The organism is Micromonospora sp. DH13, assembly GCF_020873825.1.
Lineage (GTDB): Bacteria > Actinomycetota > Actinomycetes > Mycobacteriales > Micromonosporaceae > Micromonospora > Micromonospora haikouensis.
The window spans coordinates 316,433-335,477 of sequence record NZ_JAHWGR010000001.1 but is presented as its reverse complement, the minus strand read 5'-3'; the positions used below and the strand labels follow the sequence as shown (position 1 = coordinate 335,477).

Annotated in this window: 13 protein-coding genes; 8 read left to right on the top strand and 5 right to left on the bottom strand. The window is 73.4% G+C overall.

Annotation, left to right across the window (positions count from 1 at the left end; translation table 11 throughout):
- Positions 1–12: 12 nt before the first annotated feature.
- Entirely contained in the window at positions 13–558 is a 546-nt protein-coding gene (locus LPA42_RS01395) for a carboxymuconolactone decarboxylase family protein (RefSeq protein WP_077940255.1), read from the bottom strand.
- A 339-nt stretch (positions 559–897) separates the two neighbouring features.
- Here LPA42_RS01395 and LPA42_RS01390 point away from each other — a divergent pair, with 339 nt between their 5' ends.
- From LPA42_RS01390 to LPA42_RS01380, 3 genes are all read left to right on the top strand, one after another.
- Entirely contained in the window at positions 898–1,962 is a 1,065-nt protein-coding gene (locus tag LPA42_RS01390) for a M20/M25/M40 family metallo-hydrolase (protein WP_228986237.1), read from the top strand.
- Positions 1,963–2,012: 50 nt separating this feature from the next.
- Complete coding sequence (locus LPA42_RS01385) at positions 2,013–3,131, top strand: glutamate--cysteine ligase (protein ID WP_077940253.1); 1,119 nt, start codon at positions 2,013–2,015, stop codon at positions 3,129–3,131.
- A gap of 180 nt (positions 3,132–3,311) precedes the next feature.
- Positions 3,312–3,911: a nitroreductase family protein gene (locus tag LPA42_RS01380; RefSeq protein WP_176734412.1), complete on the top strand. Its 600-nt coding sequence runs from the start codon at positions 3,312–3,314 to the stop codon at positions 3,909–3,911.
- Positions 3,912–3,914: 3 nt separating this feature from the next.
- Here LPA42_RS01380 and LPA42_RS01375 read toward each other — a convergent pair whose 3' ends face one another.
- On the bottom strand, positions 3,915–5,468 hold the full coding sequence (locus tag LPA42_RS01375) for an NAD(P)-binding domain-containing protein (protein ID WP_077940252.1): 1,554 nt from the start codon (positions 5,466–5,468) through the stop codon (positions 3,915–3,917).
- Positions 5,469–5,620: 152 nt separating this feature from the next.
- Positions 5,621–5,935 carry a hypothetical protein gene (locus tag LPA42_RS01370; protein ID WP_043969055.1) on the bottom strand — a complete coding sequence of 105 codons (315 nt, stop codon included), beginning with the start codon at positions 5,933–5,935 and terminating at the stop codon, positions 5,621–5,623.
- 639 nt (positions 5,936–6,574) lie between these two features.
- Between LPA42_RS01370 and LPA42_RS01365 the strand changes: the two genes are divergently transcribed.
- The 5 genes from LPA42_RS01365 (at position 6,575) to LPA42_RS01345 (ending at position 16,323) form a co-directional block, all read left to right on the top strand.
- A complete protein-coding gene (locus tag LPA42_RS01365) occupies positions 6,575–8,491 on the top strand; it encodes a CRTAC1 family protein (RefSeq protein ID WP_228986236.1) in 1,917 nt (638 codons plus the stop codon).
- On the top strand, positions 8,488–9,471 hold the full coding sequence (locus LPA42_RS01360) for an enediyne biosynthesis protein (RefSeq protein ID WP_228986235.1): 984 nt from the start codon (positions 8,488–8,490) through the stop codon (positions 9,469–9,471). Before LPA42_RS01365 ends, LPA42_RS01360 begins: the two co-directional genes overlap by 4 nt.
- The gene (locus LPA42_RS01355; protein ID WP_077940249.1) at positions 9,468–15,290 is read left to right on the top strand and encodes a type I polyketide synthase; all 5,823 of its coding nucleotides are present in this window, start codon (positions 9,468–9,470) and stop codon (positions 15,288–15,290) included. The genes LPA42_RS01360 and LPA42_RS01355 overlap by 4 nt, the downstream gene beginning before the upstream one ends.
- Before the next feature lie 4 nt (positions 15,291–15,294).
- Positions 15,295–15,771, top strand: a complete 477-nt coding sequence (locus LPA42_RS01350) for a thioesterase family protein (RefSeq protein ID WP_043969052.1) — start codon at positions 15,295–15,297, stop codon at positions 15,769–15,771.
- A gap of 93 nt (positions 15,772–15,864) precedes the next feature.
- Entirely contained in the window at positions 15,865–16,323 is a 459-nt protein-coding gene (locus LPA42_RS01345; protein WP_176734413.1) for a flavin reductase family protein, read from the top strand.
- A 360-nt stretch (positions 16,324–16,683) separates the two neighbouring features.
- On the opposite strand, the gene LPA42_RS01340 is transcribed toward LPA42_RS01345, so the two are convergent.
- Positions 16,684–18,024 (bottom strand): cytochrome P450, encoded by a 1,341-nt coding sequence (locus LPA42_RS01340; protein WP_304442042.1) that lies wholly within the window; start codon positions 18,022–18,024, stop codon positions 16,684–16,686.
- Between the two features lie 23 nt (positions 18,025–18,047).
- Positions 18,048–19,034 (bottom strand): DUF1702 family protein, encoded by a 987-nt coding sequence (locus LPA42_RS01335; protein WP_077940246.1) that lies wholly within the window; start codon positions 19,032–19,034, stop codon positions 18,048–18,050.
- Positions 19,035–19,045: the final 11 nt, after the last annotated feature.

Here is a 19,045-nt window from a genome sequence, read left to right as displayed (position 1 = left end):
GGCCGCTCGGGCCTAGCCGACGTACCCGCCGACCTTGATCCGCTGCGCGGTCTCGGTGTAGGCCGACGGGTCCTCCGGCAGCCGGGTGCCGAGCCCGTCGACGTAGCGGTTGAACATGCAGAACGCGGCCGCGATCAGCACCGTGTCGTGGATCTCCAGGTCGGTCGCGCCCTCGGCGCGGGCCGCGTCGACCAGCGCGGCGCTCACGGTGCGGCCGCCCGCCTGGACGGCGGCGGCGACCCGCAGCAGGCCGCGCAGCTTCGCGGAGACCTCCGCCGTGTCCGGGTCCGCCCGGACCTGGGTCACCAGCGGCATGCCGCCGTCGAGCTGGGCGGCGGCGAACGCCGAGTGCGACGAGCAGCAGAACGTGCACTCGTTGAGCCCGGAGACGTACGCGGCGATCAGCTCCCGCTCGCCGGCGCTGAGGGTGGGGTGCGGGGCGTGCAGCAACGCCTCGGCCAGGGCGTTGAGCGCCACGGCGGTCTCCGGCCGGTAACGCATCAGCCCGCTGATGCCCGGGTACTGCGTCTCGTCCAGACCCAGATCGATGTGTGCCACGTGTCTCTCCTCGGCGTGACAGGCCGCGGCCGGCGGCGACGCGGTCCTGCTGCGCATGGTGCCGGCCCCGCCGCCGGTCCGCTTCTTCGACCGTGCCCACCCCGACCGGCGTCCGCGGCCCGCGATCTCTTCGAGAATGCCGTCCGCGGGGCCGGCACCTGCGCCGACACGGAGGGCGACGAGCAGGGCACGGATGCGTATTGCCGCTGCACAGCAGCCGCTGCCACGATCGGCACCATGGTCGACACGACGCACATACGGCAGGGGGCCCGGGCGCAGTCCGGGACCATGGTGGACCGACTTCGCCAACTCGTACACGCCGAATCCCCGCCCGGGGCCGTGCGGCGCCTGCATGCCTGCGCCGACCTGCTGGAGAGCTGGATCAGTCCGCTGCTGGGCCGGCCCGCCGTGCGGGTCACCCGCGACGGGCTGCCGCACCTGCTCTGGCAGGCCGAGGACCAGCGGGTGCTGCTGCTGGGGCACTACGACACGGTGTGGCCGGAGGGCACCACGCGGGACTGGCCCTTCGCGCTCGCCGAGCACATCGCCACCGGGCCCGGGGTGTGCGACATGAAGTCCGGCATCGTGCAGCTGGTCACCGCCCTGTCCCTGCTGCCCGACCCCTCCCGGGTGGGGGTGCTGCTGACCTGCGACGAGGAGAGCGGGTCGCCGACGTCCCGGCCGCTGATCGAGCAGCAGGCCCGCCGGTCGCGGGCCGTGCTGGTGGGCGAGCCGTCCACCGAGACGGGCGCGCTCAAGGTCGCCCGCAAGGGCGGTTCGCGGTACGAGATCACCGTCCGCGGCCGGGCCGCGCACGCGGGCGTGGAACCGCACCGGGGGGTGAACGCGGCCGTCGAGCTGGCCCACCAGGTCCTCGCCGTACGCGCGTTCGCCGCCGAGGGTACCAGCGTCACACCGACGGTGCTCAGCGCCGGCAGCATCAGCAACCAGGTGCCCGAGTCGGCGACGTTCTGCGTCGACGTGCGCGCCTGGACCCGGGAGGAGCTCGACCGGGTGGACCGGCAGATGCACGCGCTGACCCCGCAGCTGGCCGAGGCCGCGCTCGTGGTGGGCGGCGGGATCAACCGCTACCCGCTGCAGGAGGCGGTGGCGATGCCGCTGCTGGAGGTTGCCCGCCGGGCGGGTCGCGAGCTGGGCCTGCCGCCGCTGGAGGCCGCGCACGCCGCCGGCGCCTCCGACGCGAACTTCACCGGGTCGCTGGGCGTGGCCACCCTCGACGGCCTGGGCGGGGTGGGCGGCGGGTCGCACGCCCGCAGCGAGTGGGTGGACGTCAGCCAGATGCCCGACCGGGCCGCCCTGCTCGCCGCGACCGTCGCCGGGGTGCTCACTCGGCAGCGGCGGGGCCCGACGCCCGCGGCCCGGGGCGTGCCCGCGCGCCTGTGAGGCGCGTCGCTGCTGTCCACGGGCCCGCACACCGTCCATAATGGTGTGTCATGAGCCGCAGCACGCGCCGGTCCCCGGCCCCGCCCCGTTTCGGGGTGGAGGAGGAGTTCCTCGTCGTCGACGCCGCCACCCGGGCCCCGGTGCCCCGGGCCGCCGAGGTCGTCGCGGCGGCGTCGGCGTCGCTCGGGGAGCGGGTGTCCGGGGAGATCACCACCCTGCAACTGGAGACCAGGACCCACGCCTGCGGCACCCTCGGCGAGCTGACCGACCAGCTCGGCGAGGCCCGCAAGGTCGTCGCGGACTGCGCCCGGGCGGCGGGGCTGCGGGTGGTGGCCGCCGGCACGGCCCCCGTCGCCGGGGCGGTGCCGCCGCCGATGACCGTCGGCCCGCGCCAGACCCGGGGCACCGAGACCTTCCGGGGGCTGCACGACGAGCTGGCGCTGTGCGCGCTGCACGTGCACGTGGAGATGCCGGACCGGCAGCGGGCCGTGCTGGTCGGCAACCACCTGCGGCCCTATCTTCCGCTGCTGCTGACCCTCACCGCGAACTCGCCGTACTGGGACGACCGCGACTCCGGCTACGCGAGCTGGCGCACCACGGTCTGGGGCCGGTGGCCGGTGGCCGGTCCCCCGCCGGTGTTCGACTCGGCGGAGCACTACGACGAGGTGGTGGGGCGGCTGTTGGACGCCGGTGCCCTCGTCGACCGGGCCACCATCTTCTGGGACGTGCGCCCCTCGGAACGGCACCCGACGCTGGAGGTCCGGGTGGCCGACTCGGCCCTCACCGCCGAGGACGCGGCGCGCTACGCGGCGCTGGTGCGGGCGCTCGTGGCGCACCTGTCGGCGGCGGTGGACGCCGGCGAGCCCGCCCCGCACGTCGCCGGGGAGCTGCTGCGGGTGGCCTACTGGCGGGCCGCCCGCGACGGCCTGGACGGCGCGGGCGTGGACCCGCGCACGGGCCGGCTCCGACCGGCGGCCGAGCTGGCCCGCGAGCTGCTGGCCACGGTGGAGCCGGCGCTGCGCGCCCACGGCGACCACGACCCCGTCGCGCGGTGGCTGGAGCAGCTCGCCGCCGACGGCACCGGGGCGCGGCGGCAACGGGCGGTCGTGCACGCCGGCGGGACGCTCGCCGACGTCGTCGACCGGCTTTCGGAGTGGACGGCGGGCTGACCTGCCGCCGGCCGGCGGGCCACCCGTCCCCCGGCCGGACCCCGCGAATCTGGGCAATCGCGCACAACCGGCGGCGGGTGGCGTGGGTGATGCTGGAAGGGCCCGACCTGCTGATGGAGGCCGTTCATGGACCAGATCGCGACCGTCCCGTTCCACCTGCAACGGCTGGAACCCACGCTGATGAACCGCACCGCCCGGGCGTTCGCCGACCGGATGGCGGCCCGCCGGTCGGTGCGGCACTTCTCCGACGAGCCGGTGCCGCTGGAGGTCGTCGAGGAGGCCGTCCGGGCCGCCGCGACCGCCCCCAGCGGCGCGAACCTGCAACCCTGGCGATTCGTGGTGGTGACCGACGCCGACCGCAGGCGACGGCTGCGCGAGGCCGCCGAGGCCGAGGAGATCGAGTTCTACACCCGCCGCGCCTCCCGGGAGTGGCTCGACGCGGTGGCCCCGATGGGCACCGACTGGCAGAAGCCGTTCCTGGAGACCGCGCCGGTGGTCATCGTGGTGTTCGAGGTCCACCAGGGGCCGCAGACCCCGAAGCCCTACTACGTCAAGGAGTCGGTCGGCATCGCCGTCGGCGTGCTGATCACCGCCCTGCACCTGTCCGGGCTGGCCACGCTCACCCACACGCCGAGCCCGATGCGGTTCCTCAACGAGATCTGCGACCGCCCGGCCGAGGAGCGCGCCTGCCTGGTGATGCCGGTCGGCTACCCGGCCGAGGGGGTCACGGTGCCGGAGCTGACCCGCAAGTCGCTGTCGGAGGTCATGGTCCTGCGGTAGGCGTCAGCGCCCCAGGTCCGCGGTGAAGAACTCGCGCAGGGGCTGCACGTGCCGGTCCTGCCGGCGCCACTCGGCCAGCAGGTCCTCCAGCAGGTGCAGCTCCTCGACCAGTTCCCCGCCCCGGTAGCGGCGCACCACCGGGTGGATGAACGCGCTCTCGGCGGCCCGGTCCGGCTGCGGGTGCCGCTCGATGGCGAACACGTCGCCGTACTCGTCGCGGCCCCAGCGCAGCGAGAACGTGTAGTAGTGGCTCTCGCCGCCGAACCGGGCGACCGCATGGTCCTCGGGCAGGTCGTGGTAGTGGCGCACCACCCCGGCGGCCGCGTCGACGACGAGGACGTCGCAGAGGAACTCGAACTGCGTCCACAGCGCCGAGCTCCAGTTGACCCGGTCCAGCACCGCCTCGGTGAGCGCCTCGGCGTCCGCCGCCACCTTCTCGTACGCCAGCGGCGCGCCCTCGTACCGCTCGCGCAGCAGGGCGGTGAGCGTCCGCAGGTTGTAGCGGAAGCCGTCGATGAACGCGGACGACGCCTTCTTGAAGTCGCGGTCCTGGGCGAGCGTGCCGGCGAAGTACAGCCCGTCGACGTCGACCGACTGCCAGTCGGGCCGGGTGGCGGGCAGCCGCCCGCTGGGCACCATGCCGGGGCGGCAGCTGTCGGCGAAGACCGAGGTGTCCATGGCGAAGCCGGTGCAGCGCAGCACCGTCTCGTACTCCATCACGGCCGTCTCGCCGTCGGCGTGGGTGTAGGTCAGGTGCACCTCGTACTTGTCGCCCACCGGGCGGATCTCGTCGATGACGCAGTCGAGCACGGAGTGCAGGGTCTTGAACTGGTAGCTGTCCAGGACCGCGCCGTGGTGGCCGCGTACGTCGCCGGGGTGCTTGGTGTTCCAGGCCAGCCGCAGGGGGCGCGGGCTGGCCAGGTGGATCATGGCGGCGTGACCGAGGATCGCCGAGGCGGTCTCGAACGCGGAGTTGCCCTTGCCGAGGATGAGCACCCGCTGGTCGGCGTAGTCGGCCGGGTCGGTGGACATGTCCTCGTAGCCGATCGCGTGCTCGATGCCGCGTACGTCGGGGATGTTGGGCCGGCCCCAGCCGGCGGCCCACACCACACAGTCGGCGTGCAGCAGCCGACCGCCGGCGCGCACGAGGAAACCGTCGTCGGTCTTGGTGACCAGCTCGACGGTCGTGTCGTAGCGGACGGCGAGCCCGTGGTGGCGGGCGAAGTCGCCGAGGTAGCGGACCATGTCGTCGGCGGAGGGGAAGTATTCGCGACTGTAGTCGGCGAACGGCAGGTCGGCCGGGGTGTGCAGCAGCGAGTTCCAGTCCCAGCGCAGCCGGATCTCGGGGTCGGTGCTGGTGGTGTGCACCTTGTTCAGGGAGATCAGCTTGCGGTGGCGGGGGAACCGGCGGAAGAACTCGCCGGGTTCGGCCGCGCGTTCCAGCGTCAGGTAGTCGCTGCCGGCCTGCTGGAGGTAGTAGCTCAGCTGAAGGCCGGCCGGGCCGGCGCCAATGATCAGGTAACGGTGGTGCTCGGTGCCCTCTGGCAAGTCGGTCATGGCTGCTCCCGCGTCGAGTTCCCATGACCATTGTGGATAAATGCACTTAAGTCAATACATATCCGGGTTGGATGGTGCGGCCGAAGGACGGAGATCGACGGTCGGCCGCCCCCCCCGCTGCGGCGGGGGCGGCCGGCGCGCGGGCGGTGCGCTCAGGCGGGCTGGGCGGCTGGCTCGCGGTGGCCGCTGACCTTCGCCGCCGGCATCGGTCCGCCCTTGGCGGTGCCGGTCATCTCGTCACCGTCGATCGTCACGTCGAAGGCCAGGTCCATCCGCATCGGCTTCTTGATCGACTGGTACCAGGACAGCCGGTTGCCCTCCAGCGTGAGATCGTTCAGGGTGAGCGTCTCCTTCTCGCCGCGGGAGATGCCCTGCAGGACACCGTCCTTGCTGAACAGCTCCAACTCGGTGCGGCGGACGCCGAACGGGGTGGCCACGGCCACCTTCCAGAATCCCTCGACAGACACGGCGGCTTCCTCTCTTGCCGGGGTCCCGGGCGCGGGCGGTCCCGCAGGACGACGCCCGGGCGGCGCCTCGGGCAGCGCCGCCACCCACGCTAGCCATCGTGCCGACGACAGTTAGTCGCCATATTGCCGTCTTGGGCCGACGGGTGGACACAGCGGGTCAACGCGGTGAGATCGACCAATAGGGATCCGACGCGTCAAATCGTCCGCTATACGCGAACTAAACCGGCCGCATGCTGCGAAAACGTCGGGAGCAATGTGAAAGAAGCGCGCCCCGGCGCCACCGTCGCACGATGAACCTGGCCTGATCCGGTCGCCGAGCATCCACTTTTCCCGACCGCCGCAGGAGGAAACCAGGCACGCAGAAACCAGATTCGCCGCGCCGACGGAAAATTGCCGGGGAAACTATCTTCCTCCGGCCGGACCGTCGCGCCGCGAAGCCCCCGACGTCAGGCGACACTCCCCCACCCCTTACCGCGCAGCAACCCGGGACCCGCCCGTGGAACACCGCCGCGGTGATGCCGTCTGCCCTGTTCACGCCATCGGCTTTGGCAGAAGCCGATGGCTCTGTTGTAAGGAGACCGTACCGTGCTGGGTCAACGCGCACGCTCGCTCAGTCCCGGAATAGTCGCGATTCTACTCGTGGCCTCGCTCTTTTTCATCATCGACAGCCGCGTGTCGGTCGCCGGCGCCGACGAAGCCGCCACAAAGTACCGCTTCACCGAGCAGTCGATCGCCTACCCGGACGGCTACGACCAGCTACCGAAGAAAACGATTCGCGACGTCAACCGCTCGTACCACAAGATCCGGGCCTGGATCTCGTCGGTCGGGGCGAGCATCGCGATCAACGACCTGACCGGCCACGGCCGCGCCAACAGCCTCTGCTTCGTGGACGTGCGCACCAACAAGGTCGTCGTGACCTACGCGCCCACCGCGCCGAAGGAGGACCAGTTCGCGCCGTTCCTGCTCGACCCGGCGCCGCTGCCCTTCGACGACACGATGGCCCCGATGGGCTGCGTGCCGGGCGACTACAACCTCGACGGCCGGATGGACCTCATGGTCACCTACTGGGGCCGGGTGCCGATCCTGTTCCTGCACAAGGCCAGCGCCACCACGGTGTCCAACGCCACCTACCAGCGCCAGGAGCTGCTGCCGCAGAGCTCGCCCGACGGGATCTACCACGGCCCGAAGTGGCACACCAACGCCTCGCTGGTCAGCGACCTCGACGGCGACGGCAAGCCGGACGTGGTGATCGGCAACTACTTCCCCGAGTCCGACGTGCTCAACACGCGGGGCCAGGACAACGTCGAGATGAACGAGACGCTGTCCAGCGCCACCAACGGCGGCGGCAGCCACGTCCTGCGCTGGGTGTCGGCGACCTCGGGCGACAACCCGTCGGTGACGTTCGTGCCGGAGCGCGCCGCGATCCCGTTCGTCGCGTCGACCGGCTGGACGCTGGGCCTCAACGCCGCCGACCTCACCGGCCGGGGCCTGCCCGACGTCTACGTCGCCAACGACTTCGGCCACGACCACCTGCTGCACAACGTCTCCCGGCCCGGCCGCATCGAGTTCAAGGTCGCCGTCGGCGAGCGGACCCCCACCACGCCCAAGTCGTTCGTGCTCGGCAACGGCTCGTTCAAGGGCATGGGCATCGACTTCGGTGACCTGGACCGTAACGGCAGCTTCGACATGATGGTCTCCAACATCACCACGGCCTGGGGCCTGGAGGAGAGCAACTTCGTCTGGATCAACAAGGCCCGCGACGAGCGCGACATGCTCGCCAAGCTCGACAAGGGCGTCGCCCCGTTCACCCAGGAGGCCCGACCGCTCGGCCTGGCCTGGAGCGGCTGGGGCTGGGACGTGAAGTTCGGCGACTTCCTCAACAGCGGCGACCTGGAGGTCGTGCAGACCCTCGGCTTCGTCAAGGGCAAGATCGACCGCTGGCCGTGGCTGCAGGAGATGGCCATGATGAACGACGACCTGATGTCCAACCCGGCGATGTGGCCGAACATGCAGCCCGGTGACGACATCGCCGGCAGCCAGCCGCTGGCGTTCTTCGCCCGCACCGAAAGCGGCGAGTTCGCCAACATCACCCAGCAGGTCGGCCTGGACGTGCCGATCCCCACCCGGGGCATCGCCACCGCCGACACCCGCGGCATCGGGGCGCTGGACCTCGCCGTGGCCCGCCAGTGGGGCCCGCCGGCGTTCTACGCCAACGAGGCGCCCGCCAAGGGCAACTACCTCAACCTGCGGCTGTACCGGCCCGCGGTCGGCGCCGCGGAGGACCAGATGCTCTGCACCCCGGCGTACGGCGCCACCGTCACGGTCACCACGCCGGACGGGCGCAAGCAGATCTCCCAGCTCGACGGCGGCAGCGGCCACGGCGGCAAGCGCAGCTTCGAGGTCCACTTCGGGCTGGGGGCCAGCAGCGGCCCGGTCACCGTCGACATGCGTTGGCGCGATCTGAACGGCCAGCAGCACAGCACCAGCCAGCAGCTCACCGCCGGCACGCACACCCTCGTGCTGACCGACCGCGTCGAGGAGGTTCCGAACCGATGACCACGATCGCCCCGCCCCCCAGCATCGACACCGCCCCCGCGGCGCCCGTCCGCCCCGCGCCGGCCAAGCCCGAGCCCGACCGCCGCTACCTGGCGCTGCGCAACTTCGCCATCTCGATCAGCGTCTTCAACATCTTCGGCTACACGCTGCTCGGCTTCGAGCAGCCGTGGCTGTGGCCCATCTTCGCGGTGCTCACCGGCTATGCCACCGAGCTGACCTTCGAGCTGATCCGGGCCCGGGCCAAGAAGGAGGCCCCCCGGTTCCTCGGCGGCGGCGGCCGCCGGGTGTACGAGTTCCTGCTGCCCTCGCACATCACCGCGCTGGCCTGCAACATGCTCCTGTACGCCAACGACATGTTCCTGCCGATCGCGTTCGCCGTGATCGTCGGCGTGACCGGCAAGTATGTCTTCCAGGCCCCGGTCTACGGCCGGATGCGGCACTACATGAACCCGTCGAACTTCGGCATCACGATGGCGCTGGTGTGCTTCGGCTCCTGGATCTCCATCGCCCCGCCGTACCAGTTCACGGAGAACGCCAACACGTACTTCCGGATCATGATCCCGATCATCATCGTGACCGCCGGCACCGTGATCAACGCGCTGCTGACCCGCAAGGTCCCGCTGATCGTGGGCTGGCTCGGCGGCTTCGCCATCCAGGCGTTCCTGCGGGCCTGGATCTGGGACGTGGCCCTGTTCTCGGCGCTGGCCGTGATGACCGGCGTGGCGTTCGTGCTCTTCACCAACTACATGATCACCGACCCGGGCACCACCCCGGTCAAGCCGATGAACCAGTTCATGTTCGGCTCCGGCGTGGCCATGGCCTACGGCGTGCTGATGCTGTTCAACGTCGTCTACACGCTCTTCTTCGCGGTGGTCGTCGTCTGCGGCATCCGCGGCATCGGCTGGTGGATCGCGGACATGCGCAAGAAGTCCCGGGCCACCGCCAAGCTGACCCTCGACACCCCCAGGAGCATCGCGTGAGCGACCGGATAGCCGTCGTCGGGATCGCCTGCCGGTATCCCGACGCGGAGGACCCCAACCAGCTGTGGGAGAACGTGCTCACCGGCCGCCGGGCGTTCCGCCGGCTGCCCGACGAGCGGATGAACGCCGAGGACTACTACTCCCCCGACCCCGCCGCGCCCGACCGGTTCTACTCGGCCAAGGCCGCCGTGATCGAGGGCTTCGAGTTCGACCGGGTCAAGTACAAGATCGCCGGGAGCACCTTCCGGTCCACCGACATGACGCACTGGCTGGCCCTGGACACCGTCGCCCGGGCCCTGGCCGACGCCGGCTTCGCCGACGGCGAGGGGCTGCCGCTGGCCACCACCGGCGTGGTCATCGGCAACACCCTCACCGGCGAGTTCAGCCGGGCCAACCTGCTGCGGCTGCGCTGGCCGTACGTGCGGCGCACGGTCGGGGCGGCGCTGCGCGAGCAGGGCTGGGACGACGCCGCGGTCGGCGCGTTCCTCGACGAGCTGGAGCCGCGCTACAAGGCGCCGTTCCCGCCGATCGACGAGGACACCCTCGCCGGCGGGCTGGCCAACACCATCGCCGGGCGGGTCTGCAACCACTTCGACTTCAAGGGCGGCGGCTACACCGTCGACGGGGCCTGCTCGTCGTCGCTGCTGTCGGTCGCCACCGCCTGCAACGCCCTGGCCCGGGGCGACCTCGACGCCGCCGTCGCCGGCGGCGTGGACCTGAGCATCGACCCGTTCGAGGTGATCGGCTTCGCCAAGACCGGCGCGCTGGCCACCGGCGAGATGCGGGTCTACGACCGCAACTCCAACGGGTTCTGGCCCGGCGAGGGCTGCGGCATGCTGGTGCTGATGCGCGACGAGGACGCCGTCGCGCGCGGCCTGCGCCGGCACGCCGTCATCGCCGGCTGGGGTTACTCCTCCGACGGCAAGGGCGGCATCACCCGGCCGGAGGCCAGCGGCCACCGGCTGGCCATCCGCCGGGCGTACGAGCGGGCCGGCTTCGGCATCGACTCGGTGTCCTACCTGGAGGGTCACGGCACCGGCACCGCCGTCGGCGACGCCACGGAGCTGACCGCGTTCACCGAGGCCCGGCAGGAGGCCGACGCGGCGGCGGCACCCGCCGCGATCAGCACCGTGAAGGGCAACTTCGGCCACACCAAGGCCGCCGCCGGGGTCGCCGGGCTGCTCAAGGCGATCCTCGCCGTACGCCAGCAGGTCATACCCCCGGCCACCGGGCACGTGGACACGCACCCGGTGCTCGACGTGGCGGAGCCCGCCCTGCGGGTGCCCGCCACGGCGGAGCTGTGGCCGGCCGACAAGCCGATCCGCGCGGCCGTGTCGTCGATGGGCTTCGGCGGCATCAACGCGCACGTGGTGGTCGAGAGCGCGGAGAGCGGCCGGCGCACCCGCATCGGGGCGTCGACGACCGCGCTGGTGCGCTCCCGGCAGGACACCGAGCTGCTGATGTTCGACGCGCGTACCCCGGAGGAGCTGGGCTCGCGGCTGTCGGACCTGGCGCCGTGGGTGGGCCGCCTGTCGTACGCGGAGCTGGGCGACCTGGCGGTGGCCCTGGCCGGGAAGCTGGCCGGGCGACCGGTGCGGGCGGCGGTGGTCGTCGCCTCGCCCGAGCAGGCGCGGCAGCGCCTGGAGCGGCTGGTCGAGCTGGTCGACGCGGGCGAGCAGCGGGTGATCGACGCGGCCGGCGGCGTCTTCCTCGGCGCGGCGGGCCCCGCCCCGCGGATCGGGTTCCTCTTCCCCGGTCAGGGCGCGGGACGGCGTGCCGACGGCGGCGCGCTGCGCCGCCGGTTCGAGGAGATCGACGCCCTCTACCAGGCCCACCAGCCGCCGCCCGGCGCGGACCTGGTGGCCACGGCCGTGGCGCAGCCGCGGATCGTGACCGGATCGGTCGCGGGCCTGCGGGCGCTGTCGATGCTCGGCATCCGGGCCACCGGCGCGACCGGGCACAGCCTCGGCGAGCTGACCGCCCTGCACTGGGCCGGCGCGATGGACGAGCAGACGCTCATCGCGACCGCCGGCGCGCGCGGACGGATCATGGCCGACGCCAGCGCCGGGGACGGCACGATGGCCAGCATCTCCGCCGCCCCCGAGGTGGTGGAGCCGCTGCTGGCCGGCACGCCGGTGGTCATCGCCGGCTACAACAGCCCGCAGCAGACCGTGGTCTCCGGCCCGGTCGACGCGGTGCTGCAGGTCGGCGCGGCGGCCGAGCGGGCCGGGCTGTTCTGGACCCGGATCGCGGTGTCGCACGCCTTCCACTCCGAGGCCGTCGCCCCGGCGGCGGTCGCGTTCGCCGAGCACCTGCGCGGCGGGACCTTCGCGCCGCTGGCGCGGCCGATGGTCTCCACGGTCACCGGGGACGTGCTGCCGGCCGACACCGACGTGCCGGAGCTGCTGCGCCGGCAGGTGCTGGACCCGGTGCGGTTCACCCAGGCGGTGCGCCGCCTCGCCGACGACGCCGACCTGCTGCTGGAGGTCGGCCCGGGTCGGGTGCTGCGTGGGCTGGCCGCCGACATCGCCCCGCAGGTGCCGACGGTCTCGCTGGAGACCGACAGTCTCTCCCTCGCGGGCCTGCTCAACGCCGTCGGCGCGGCGTACGCGGCGGGCGCGGCGGTGAACCACGAGGCGTTGTTCCAGGACCGGTTCGCCCGGCCGCTGGAGCCGGGCCGGCCGCTGCGGTTCTTCGCCAGCCCCGCCGAGTCGGCCCCCGCCGGGGACTTCGCGGTGGCCCGTACCGCGCAGGAGCTGGCCGCCGTCGCGGCCACGCCGAACGGCACGTCGGTGGCGGTGTCCGGGCCCGGCGCCACCCTCGACAGCCTGGAGCTGCTGCGCCGGCTCGCCGCCGAGCGGGCCGAGCTGCCGCTGGAGGCGGTGCGGCCGGACAGCCGGCCGCTGGACGAGCTGCACCTCAGCTCGATCACCGTCGGGCAGATCGTCAACCAGGCCGCCCGGGAGCTCAACGTGGCCGCGCCGACGCTGACCTCCAGCTACGCCACCGCCACCGTGGCGGAGATCGCGCAGATCCTCGACGACGCCGCCGGCGGTGCGGCCGGCGGCGACGAGCAGGAGGCGTCGATCGCCGGGGTGGCCCCGTGGGTGCGGGCGTTCGCCGTCGACCTGGTGCCCACGGAGGTGGGTCCGCGCGTCGGCGCCCCGGTCGACGGGGGGTGGCAGGTGTTCACCGCCGGGCACAACCCGCTCGCCGAGCCGCTGCGCACGGCGCTGCAACAGGCCCGGGTGGGCGACGGGGTGCTGCTGTGCCTGCCGCGCGACGGCCAGCCCGAGCACATCCCGGTGATGCTGCGCGCGGCCCGGTCCGCGCTGGCGCAGGGCGGCGCCGTGCGGTTCGTGGCGGTCGGTGACCGGCGCACCGCCGCCGGCCTGGCCAAGACGCTGCACCAGGAACACCCGGAGATCGTCACCACGGTGGTCGTCCTGCCGCTGGTCGACGAGCCGGCCGAGGAGGCGCTGACGGCCACGGTGGCCCGGGTGGTCGCCGACGTGGCGGCCACCGCCGGGTTCAGCGAGGTCCACTACGACCGCGACGGCAACCGGCACGTGCCGGTGCTGCGGCCGGCGGCCCTGCCGCCCAACGGCGGGCCGGGGCTGGGCGTGGAGGACGTGCTGCTGGTCACCGGCGGCGGCAAGGGCATCACCGCCGAGTGCGCCCTCGCGCTGGGCCGGGACACCCTCGCGGCGGTCGGCCTGATCGGCCGCTCCGACCCGGCGACCGACGCGGAGCTGGCGGCCAACCTCGACCGGCTCACCGCCGCCGGGGTGCGCTTCCACTACGCCCGCGCGGACATCACCGCGCTGGACGAGGTGAAGGCGGCCGTCAACGACATCGAGCGGGTCCTCGGCCCGGTCACCGGCGTGCTGCACGGCGCCGGCCGCAACGAGCCGACGGCGGTGGCCAACCTCGACGAGGCGACGTTCCGGCGGACCCTCGCCCCGAAGATCGACGGGCTGGAGGCCGTGCTCGCCGCGACCGACCCGCACACGCTGCGGCTGCTGGTCACCTTCGGCAGCATCATCGGCCGGGCCGGGCTGCGCGGCGAGGGGCACTACGCCACGGCCAACGACTGGATGACCGACCTGACCCGCAAGGTCGGCGAGGACTACCCGCACATCCGGTGCCTGGCGCTGGAGTGGTCGGTGTGGTCCGGGGCCGGCATGGGCGAGCGGCTCGGGGTGCTGGAGGCCCTCACCCGCGACGGCATCGCGCCGATCCCCGTGGAGGCCGGCATCGCCACGCTGAAGGAGGTGCTGGCCAGCCCGGCCGCGCCGCAGGCGCTGGTGGTGATGGGCCGCGCCGACGGCCTGGCGACGGTCACGCTGGAGCGGCGCGAGCTGCCGCTGCTGCGCTTCGTCGACCGGCCGCAGGTGCACTACCCGGGCGTGGAGCTGGTCGTGGACGCGGACCTCACCGCCGACGACGACCTCTACCTGGCCGACCACCTGCTCGACGGGGACCTGCTCTTCCCCGCCGTGCTGGGCATGGAGGCCATGGCGCAGGCGGCCTCGGCGCTCACCGGGCGCACCGAGGCACCGGTGCTGGAGGACGTCGAGCTGCTGCGGCCGATCGTGGTGCCGCCCACCGGCAGCAACACGATCCGGATCGCGGTGCTCGCCGCCGCCGACGGCACGGTCGAGGCGGTGGTGCGCAGCAGCGACACCAACTTCGCCGCCGACCACTTCCGGGCCCGGCTGCGCTGGGACCGGCCGCTGCGGGTCGAGGCCCGGGCGGGCACCGCCGCGGCGGGGCTGCTGCCGATCGACCCGGCCCGCGACCTGTACGGCCCGGTGCTGTTCCAGGGGCGGCGGTTCCAGCGCCTGCTGGGCTACCTGGACCTGGCGGCGACGAGCTGCACGGCGCGGGTGTCCAACCGGCCGGTCGACGCGTGGTTCGCCCGGTACCGCCCCGGCGACCTGGTCCTCGGCGACCCGGGCACCCGGGACACGGTGATGCACGCGTTGCAGTGCTGCGTGCCGGACGCGACCCTGCTGCCGGGCGCGATCGAGCGGCTGCACCTGGCCGACCCGAAGGTCGCCGCGACCCTGGACACGGTCACCATCCACGCGGTGGAGCGGCTGCGCCAGGGCGACACCTACCACTACGACGTGGACGTCTGCGACGCCGACGGCAACCTCGTCGAGCGGTGGCAGGGGCTGCGCCTGCACGCCGTGCGCAAGCAGGACGGCACGGGGCCGTGGCTGCCGGCGCTGGTCGGCCCGTACCTGGAGCGGCGGGTCGGCGCGTTCCTGCCCGACGAGCTGCGCGTCGTGGTGCGGCCCGACGACGCCGACGCCACCGGCACGCAGGCCCGCCGCCGGCAGACCGCCCGCGCGGTGAGCTGGGCGCTGGGCACGGAGACGACGGTGCGCTACCGGCCGGACGGCAAGCCGGAGGTCGACGCCGACGTCCGGATCTCCGCCTCGCACGGCGCCGGGGTCACCGTCGCCGTCGCCGGCGCCTCCGCGGCGGTGGGCTGCGACGTGGAGCTGGCCTCGGCCCGCTCCGCCGACGAGTGGGCCGGCCTGATCGGCCAGGACGGGCTGGCCCTGGCCACGCTGCTGGCCCGGGAGCAGGGCGAGGACCTGTCGGTCGCCGCCACCCGGGTCTGGGGCGCGGTGGAGTGCCTGCGCAAGAACGGCCACGCCCGGGTCGACCTGGTGGCCGAGCCGAACGGCACGGCCGGCTGGGTGGCCCTGCGGTCGGGGACGGCGCGCGTCGCCACCTTCGTCACCGCGCTCAACGACGTCGCCGACCCGGTGGTGTTCACGATGCTGGCGGAAGGAAGCAGGTGAAGTCATGGAGTCCTACTACGAGTACCGGCACCTGGTCGGTTTCGAGGAGACCAACCTCGTCGGGAACGTCTACTACGTCAACTACATGCGCTGGCAGGGCCGGTGCCGGGAGATGTTCCTGCGGGACCAGGCGCCGGAGGTCCTGGCGGACATCCGCGACGACCTGAAGCTGTTCACCCTCAAGTGCGAGTGCGAGTTCTTCACCGAGATCACCGCGTTCGACGAGCTGTCGATCCGGATGCGGCTGGAGGACCTCACGCAGACCCAGATCGGCTTCGCCTTCGACTACGTGCGGCTGCGCGACGGGTTCGAGGAGCTGGTGGCCCGGGGGCGGCAGCGGATCGCGTGCATGCGCGGCCCGAACACCGACACCCGGCCGACCCGGGTGCCAGACACGCTGCGGGCGGCGCTGTCGCGGTACGCGGTGGCCCCCGCCGCGGGCGGCCAGCGCAAGGTCCTCGAAGGCGTCGGGGAGGGCTGAGCGGTGACCAGAGCGGACCAGCGGCCGGCCTCCGGCGCGGTGACGGTGCCCCCGCCGGCGACGGCGGCCAACCACGCCGAGCTGCGGGCGGTGATGGGGATGTTCGCCACCGGCGTGACGGTGGTGACGTCGGGCCGGGACCTGCCGCACGGCATGACCGCGAACGCGTTCACCTCGGTGTCACTGGACCCGGCGATGGTGCTGGTGTGCGTGAAGCGCAGCTCGGTCATGCACGACACCGTCCTGGCGCAGGGCTCCTTCGCGGTGTCCATCCTGGCCGCCGGCCAGGAGGGGCTGGCGCGCTACTTCGCCAGCTCCCGCCGGCCCCGCGACGAGCGGGAGTTCGAGACGGTGCCGTGCGAGGCGGGGCCGCACACCGGGGCGCCGATCGTGTCCGGGAACGTGGCCTGGGTGGAGTGCAAGCTGGCGGCCGTGTACGACGGCGGCGACCACTCCATCTTCCTCGGCTCCGTGCTCGGCACCGGCCGGGGTGACAGCAGCGACGCGCTGCTGTTCCACGGCGGCCGGTTCTGCGAGGTCGGCAAGGGTTGACCGGGTCGGCCCGGCGCCAGCCAGGGCCGACCACCCGACGGCCGGGCGGCCACGCACCCCGCGTGGTCGCCCGGCCGTCGCCGTGTCGCCGTCCGCCGCTGCCGCCATCGTCGTTGGCCGTTGGCCGTTGGCCGTCGCCGACTGCCGTCGCCGGGCTCGCTGCCGGGGCAGCTCCACAGAGGGCGGCAGGGCCTGACGGGGGCGCGGTAGAGCCCCTACGAGTGCTGGAGTCCGGCGGGGGCTGGGGTTTGGCGGGGTCCTGGGGTCCGGCGGGGGCTGGGGTCCGGCGAGGGCTGGGCACACGGCGAGGCGCAACCGGCCGGGGAGCACCGGTTGCGCCAGGTTCGCCGGGCAGGCGGGTCAGGCCTCGTGGACGTGCATCGGCAGGCCGCCACGGACCCGCAGGGTCAGCATCGGCTCCGGCACCACCGGGTAGCCGGGCTGCAGCGACAGCCGCAGCTGCCGGGTCACGCAGGCGAGGACGAACACCGCCTCCATCAGCCCGAGGTTGTTGCCGACGCAGAAGCGTGGGCCGGCGCCGAACGGGATGTAGGCGTACCGCGGCCGGTCTGCGCGCCGGTCGGGGTCGAAGCGGTCCGGGTCGAAGCGGTCCGGGTCGGGCCAGAACTCCGGGTGCCGGTGCAGGGTGTACGGGCAGAGCACCACGTCCGCGCCGGCGGGCACGTGCCAGCCGCCCACGACGTCGTCGCCCTGGGCGATGCGGGGCAGCAGCCACACCGGCGGGTACAGCCGCATCACCTCGTCGACCACCATCGCGGTGTACCGCAGCCGGTGCAGGTCCTCGTACGTCGGGTTGCGGTCGCCGAGCACCTCGACGGCCTCGGCGTGCATCCGCTCCCACACCTCGTGGTGCCGGTCGAGCAGATAGAACGTCCAGGTCAGGGTGCTGGCGGTGGTCTCGTGCCCGGCCAGCAGCAGGGTGACCAGCTCGTCGCGCATCCGCTGCCGGGCCACCCGGGGGTCGGTCTCCCGGCTGGTCGACTCGATCAGCCGGGACACCACGTCGTCGCGGCCGGCGATCCCGCCGGGCTGGGCCCGCCGGTGCGCCACCAGCCGGTCGACGATCTCCTGCAGCTCGGCGCGCGCCCGGCGGAAGCGCCGCTGCCGGGGCAACGGCACCCACGGCGGCACGGCGCCCAGCGACATCATCTCGAAGATCGCCTGGTCCTGCACCGCCTCGAACGCCGCGCCGATGCCGCCGAACTCGCCGAGGTCGGCGTCGAGCAGCGTACGGCCCAGCACGCCGAGGGTCAGCTCGGTCATCTCGTGGCGGATGTCCACCGGGCCGGCGCCGACGGCGCGTTGCAGCCGGGCGGCCATCCGCACCGACTCCTCGGCGACCGCGTCGGCCTGGCGGGCGATGCGGCGGGCCTGGAACACCGGCTGGATCACCTTGCGCTGCTTGGTCCACAGCTCGCCCTCGCTGGTGAGCAGGCCGTCGCCGAGGGTGCGGCGGGCGTGCACCAGCCCGATGCCCTTGTGGTAGTTGCCCGGGTTCTCGGCCAGCACGTGCTTGGCGTGGTCGGGGTGGTTGAAGAACCAGAGCGTCTTCGGCCCCAGGGGCAGCCGCACCGCGTCGCCGTGCCGGGCGGCGACCGTCCGCATGACGTCGAGGCGGTTTCGGGCCATCCGCCCGAGCAGCACCGGTGCGGTCCACGGCGAGGGGCCCGGCGGGCGCACCCGGGCGGGGTCGGCGACCGCGGTCACGGCTGCACCCGGGCGTCGGCCCGGAACCGCGCGGCCACGGCCCGCCGCCACACCTCGTACGCGGGCAGGCCGGAGGCGTCCGGGCCGGCGGGGATCAGCTCGTCGGTGACCCGGCCCGCGTCGGCGGCCGACGCCCGGCAGAACACCTGCGTGGCCAGCTCCGTGTGCGGCACCAGCAGCCCAGCCCGGATCCGGGCCTGCGCGGCGAACGCGCTGGCCTGGGCGACGAACGGGGCGTGCTCGCCGGAGCGGGCCAGGAACAGCCGCAGCTCGTCGGCGGTGCACCCGCCCGCGTACGTCGCGGCGAGCCCGGCCCCGCTGTAGAGGTCCTCGTGCCGCGCCGCCGGGAACCGGTCGATCAGGTCGGCGGCGACGGTCGGGTCGCAGCCGGCGACGAACCAGGTGGCCCGGCCGATGCCCTGGTCGATGGCGCGGGCGGCGTACGCGGTGGGGCCCTCGGGCGGCCACGGGAAGTCGGTCACCGCGCGCTGGCCGTGCACGTACTCGGCGGTGTGGAAGTACGCCTGGTGGAAGCCGTAGCCGTCGTGCACGAGCCAGCGCAGCAGCGGATCGGTGGCCGCCGCCAGGGCCCGCCGCCACAGGAACTTCGGCAGCCGCGCCAGGGCCCAGCCGATCCCGACGTACGCCATGTAGACGTGCCGGTCGCCGGTGCCGGCGAGGAACTCGGCGCTGCGCCGGGGCGCGCCCGGGGTGAGCGCGTCGACCAGCGCGAAGCCCATGGCCGCGCCTTCGTAGGCGAACCCCTGGAAGCGGGTCGGCAGCGGGGCGAGGTCGGTGTCGACGTCGGTCACCCGGCGGGCGCCGGCGGCCGAGGAGAGCCCGGTCAGGAACGACGAGCCGACCGTCTCCAGGATGGTGCGTGACTCCGGGTTCTTGACGTGGAACCCCCGGGTGGAGACGAGGGTCTCCTTGACGTCGGGGGTGAGGACGCGGCGCCTGAGCGCCCTGATGGTGCCGGCCACCTGCTGCTCCC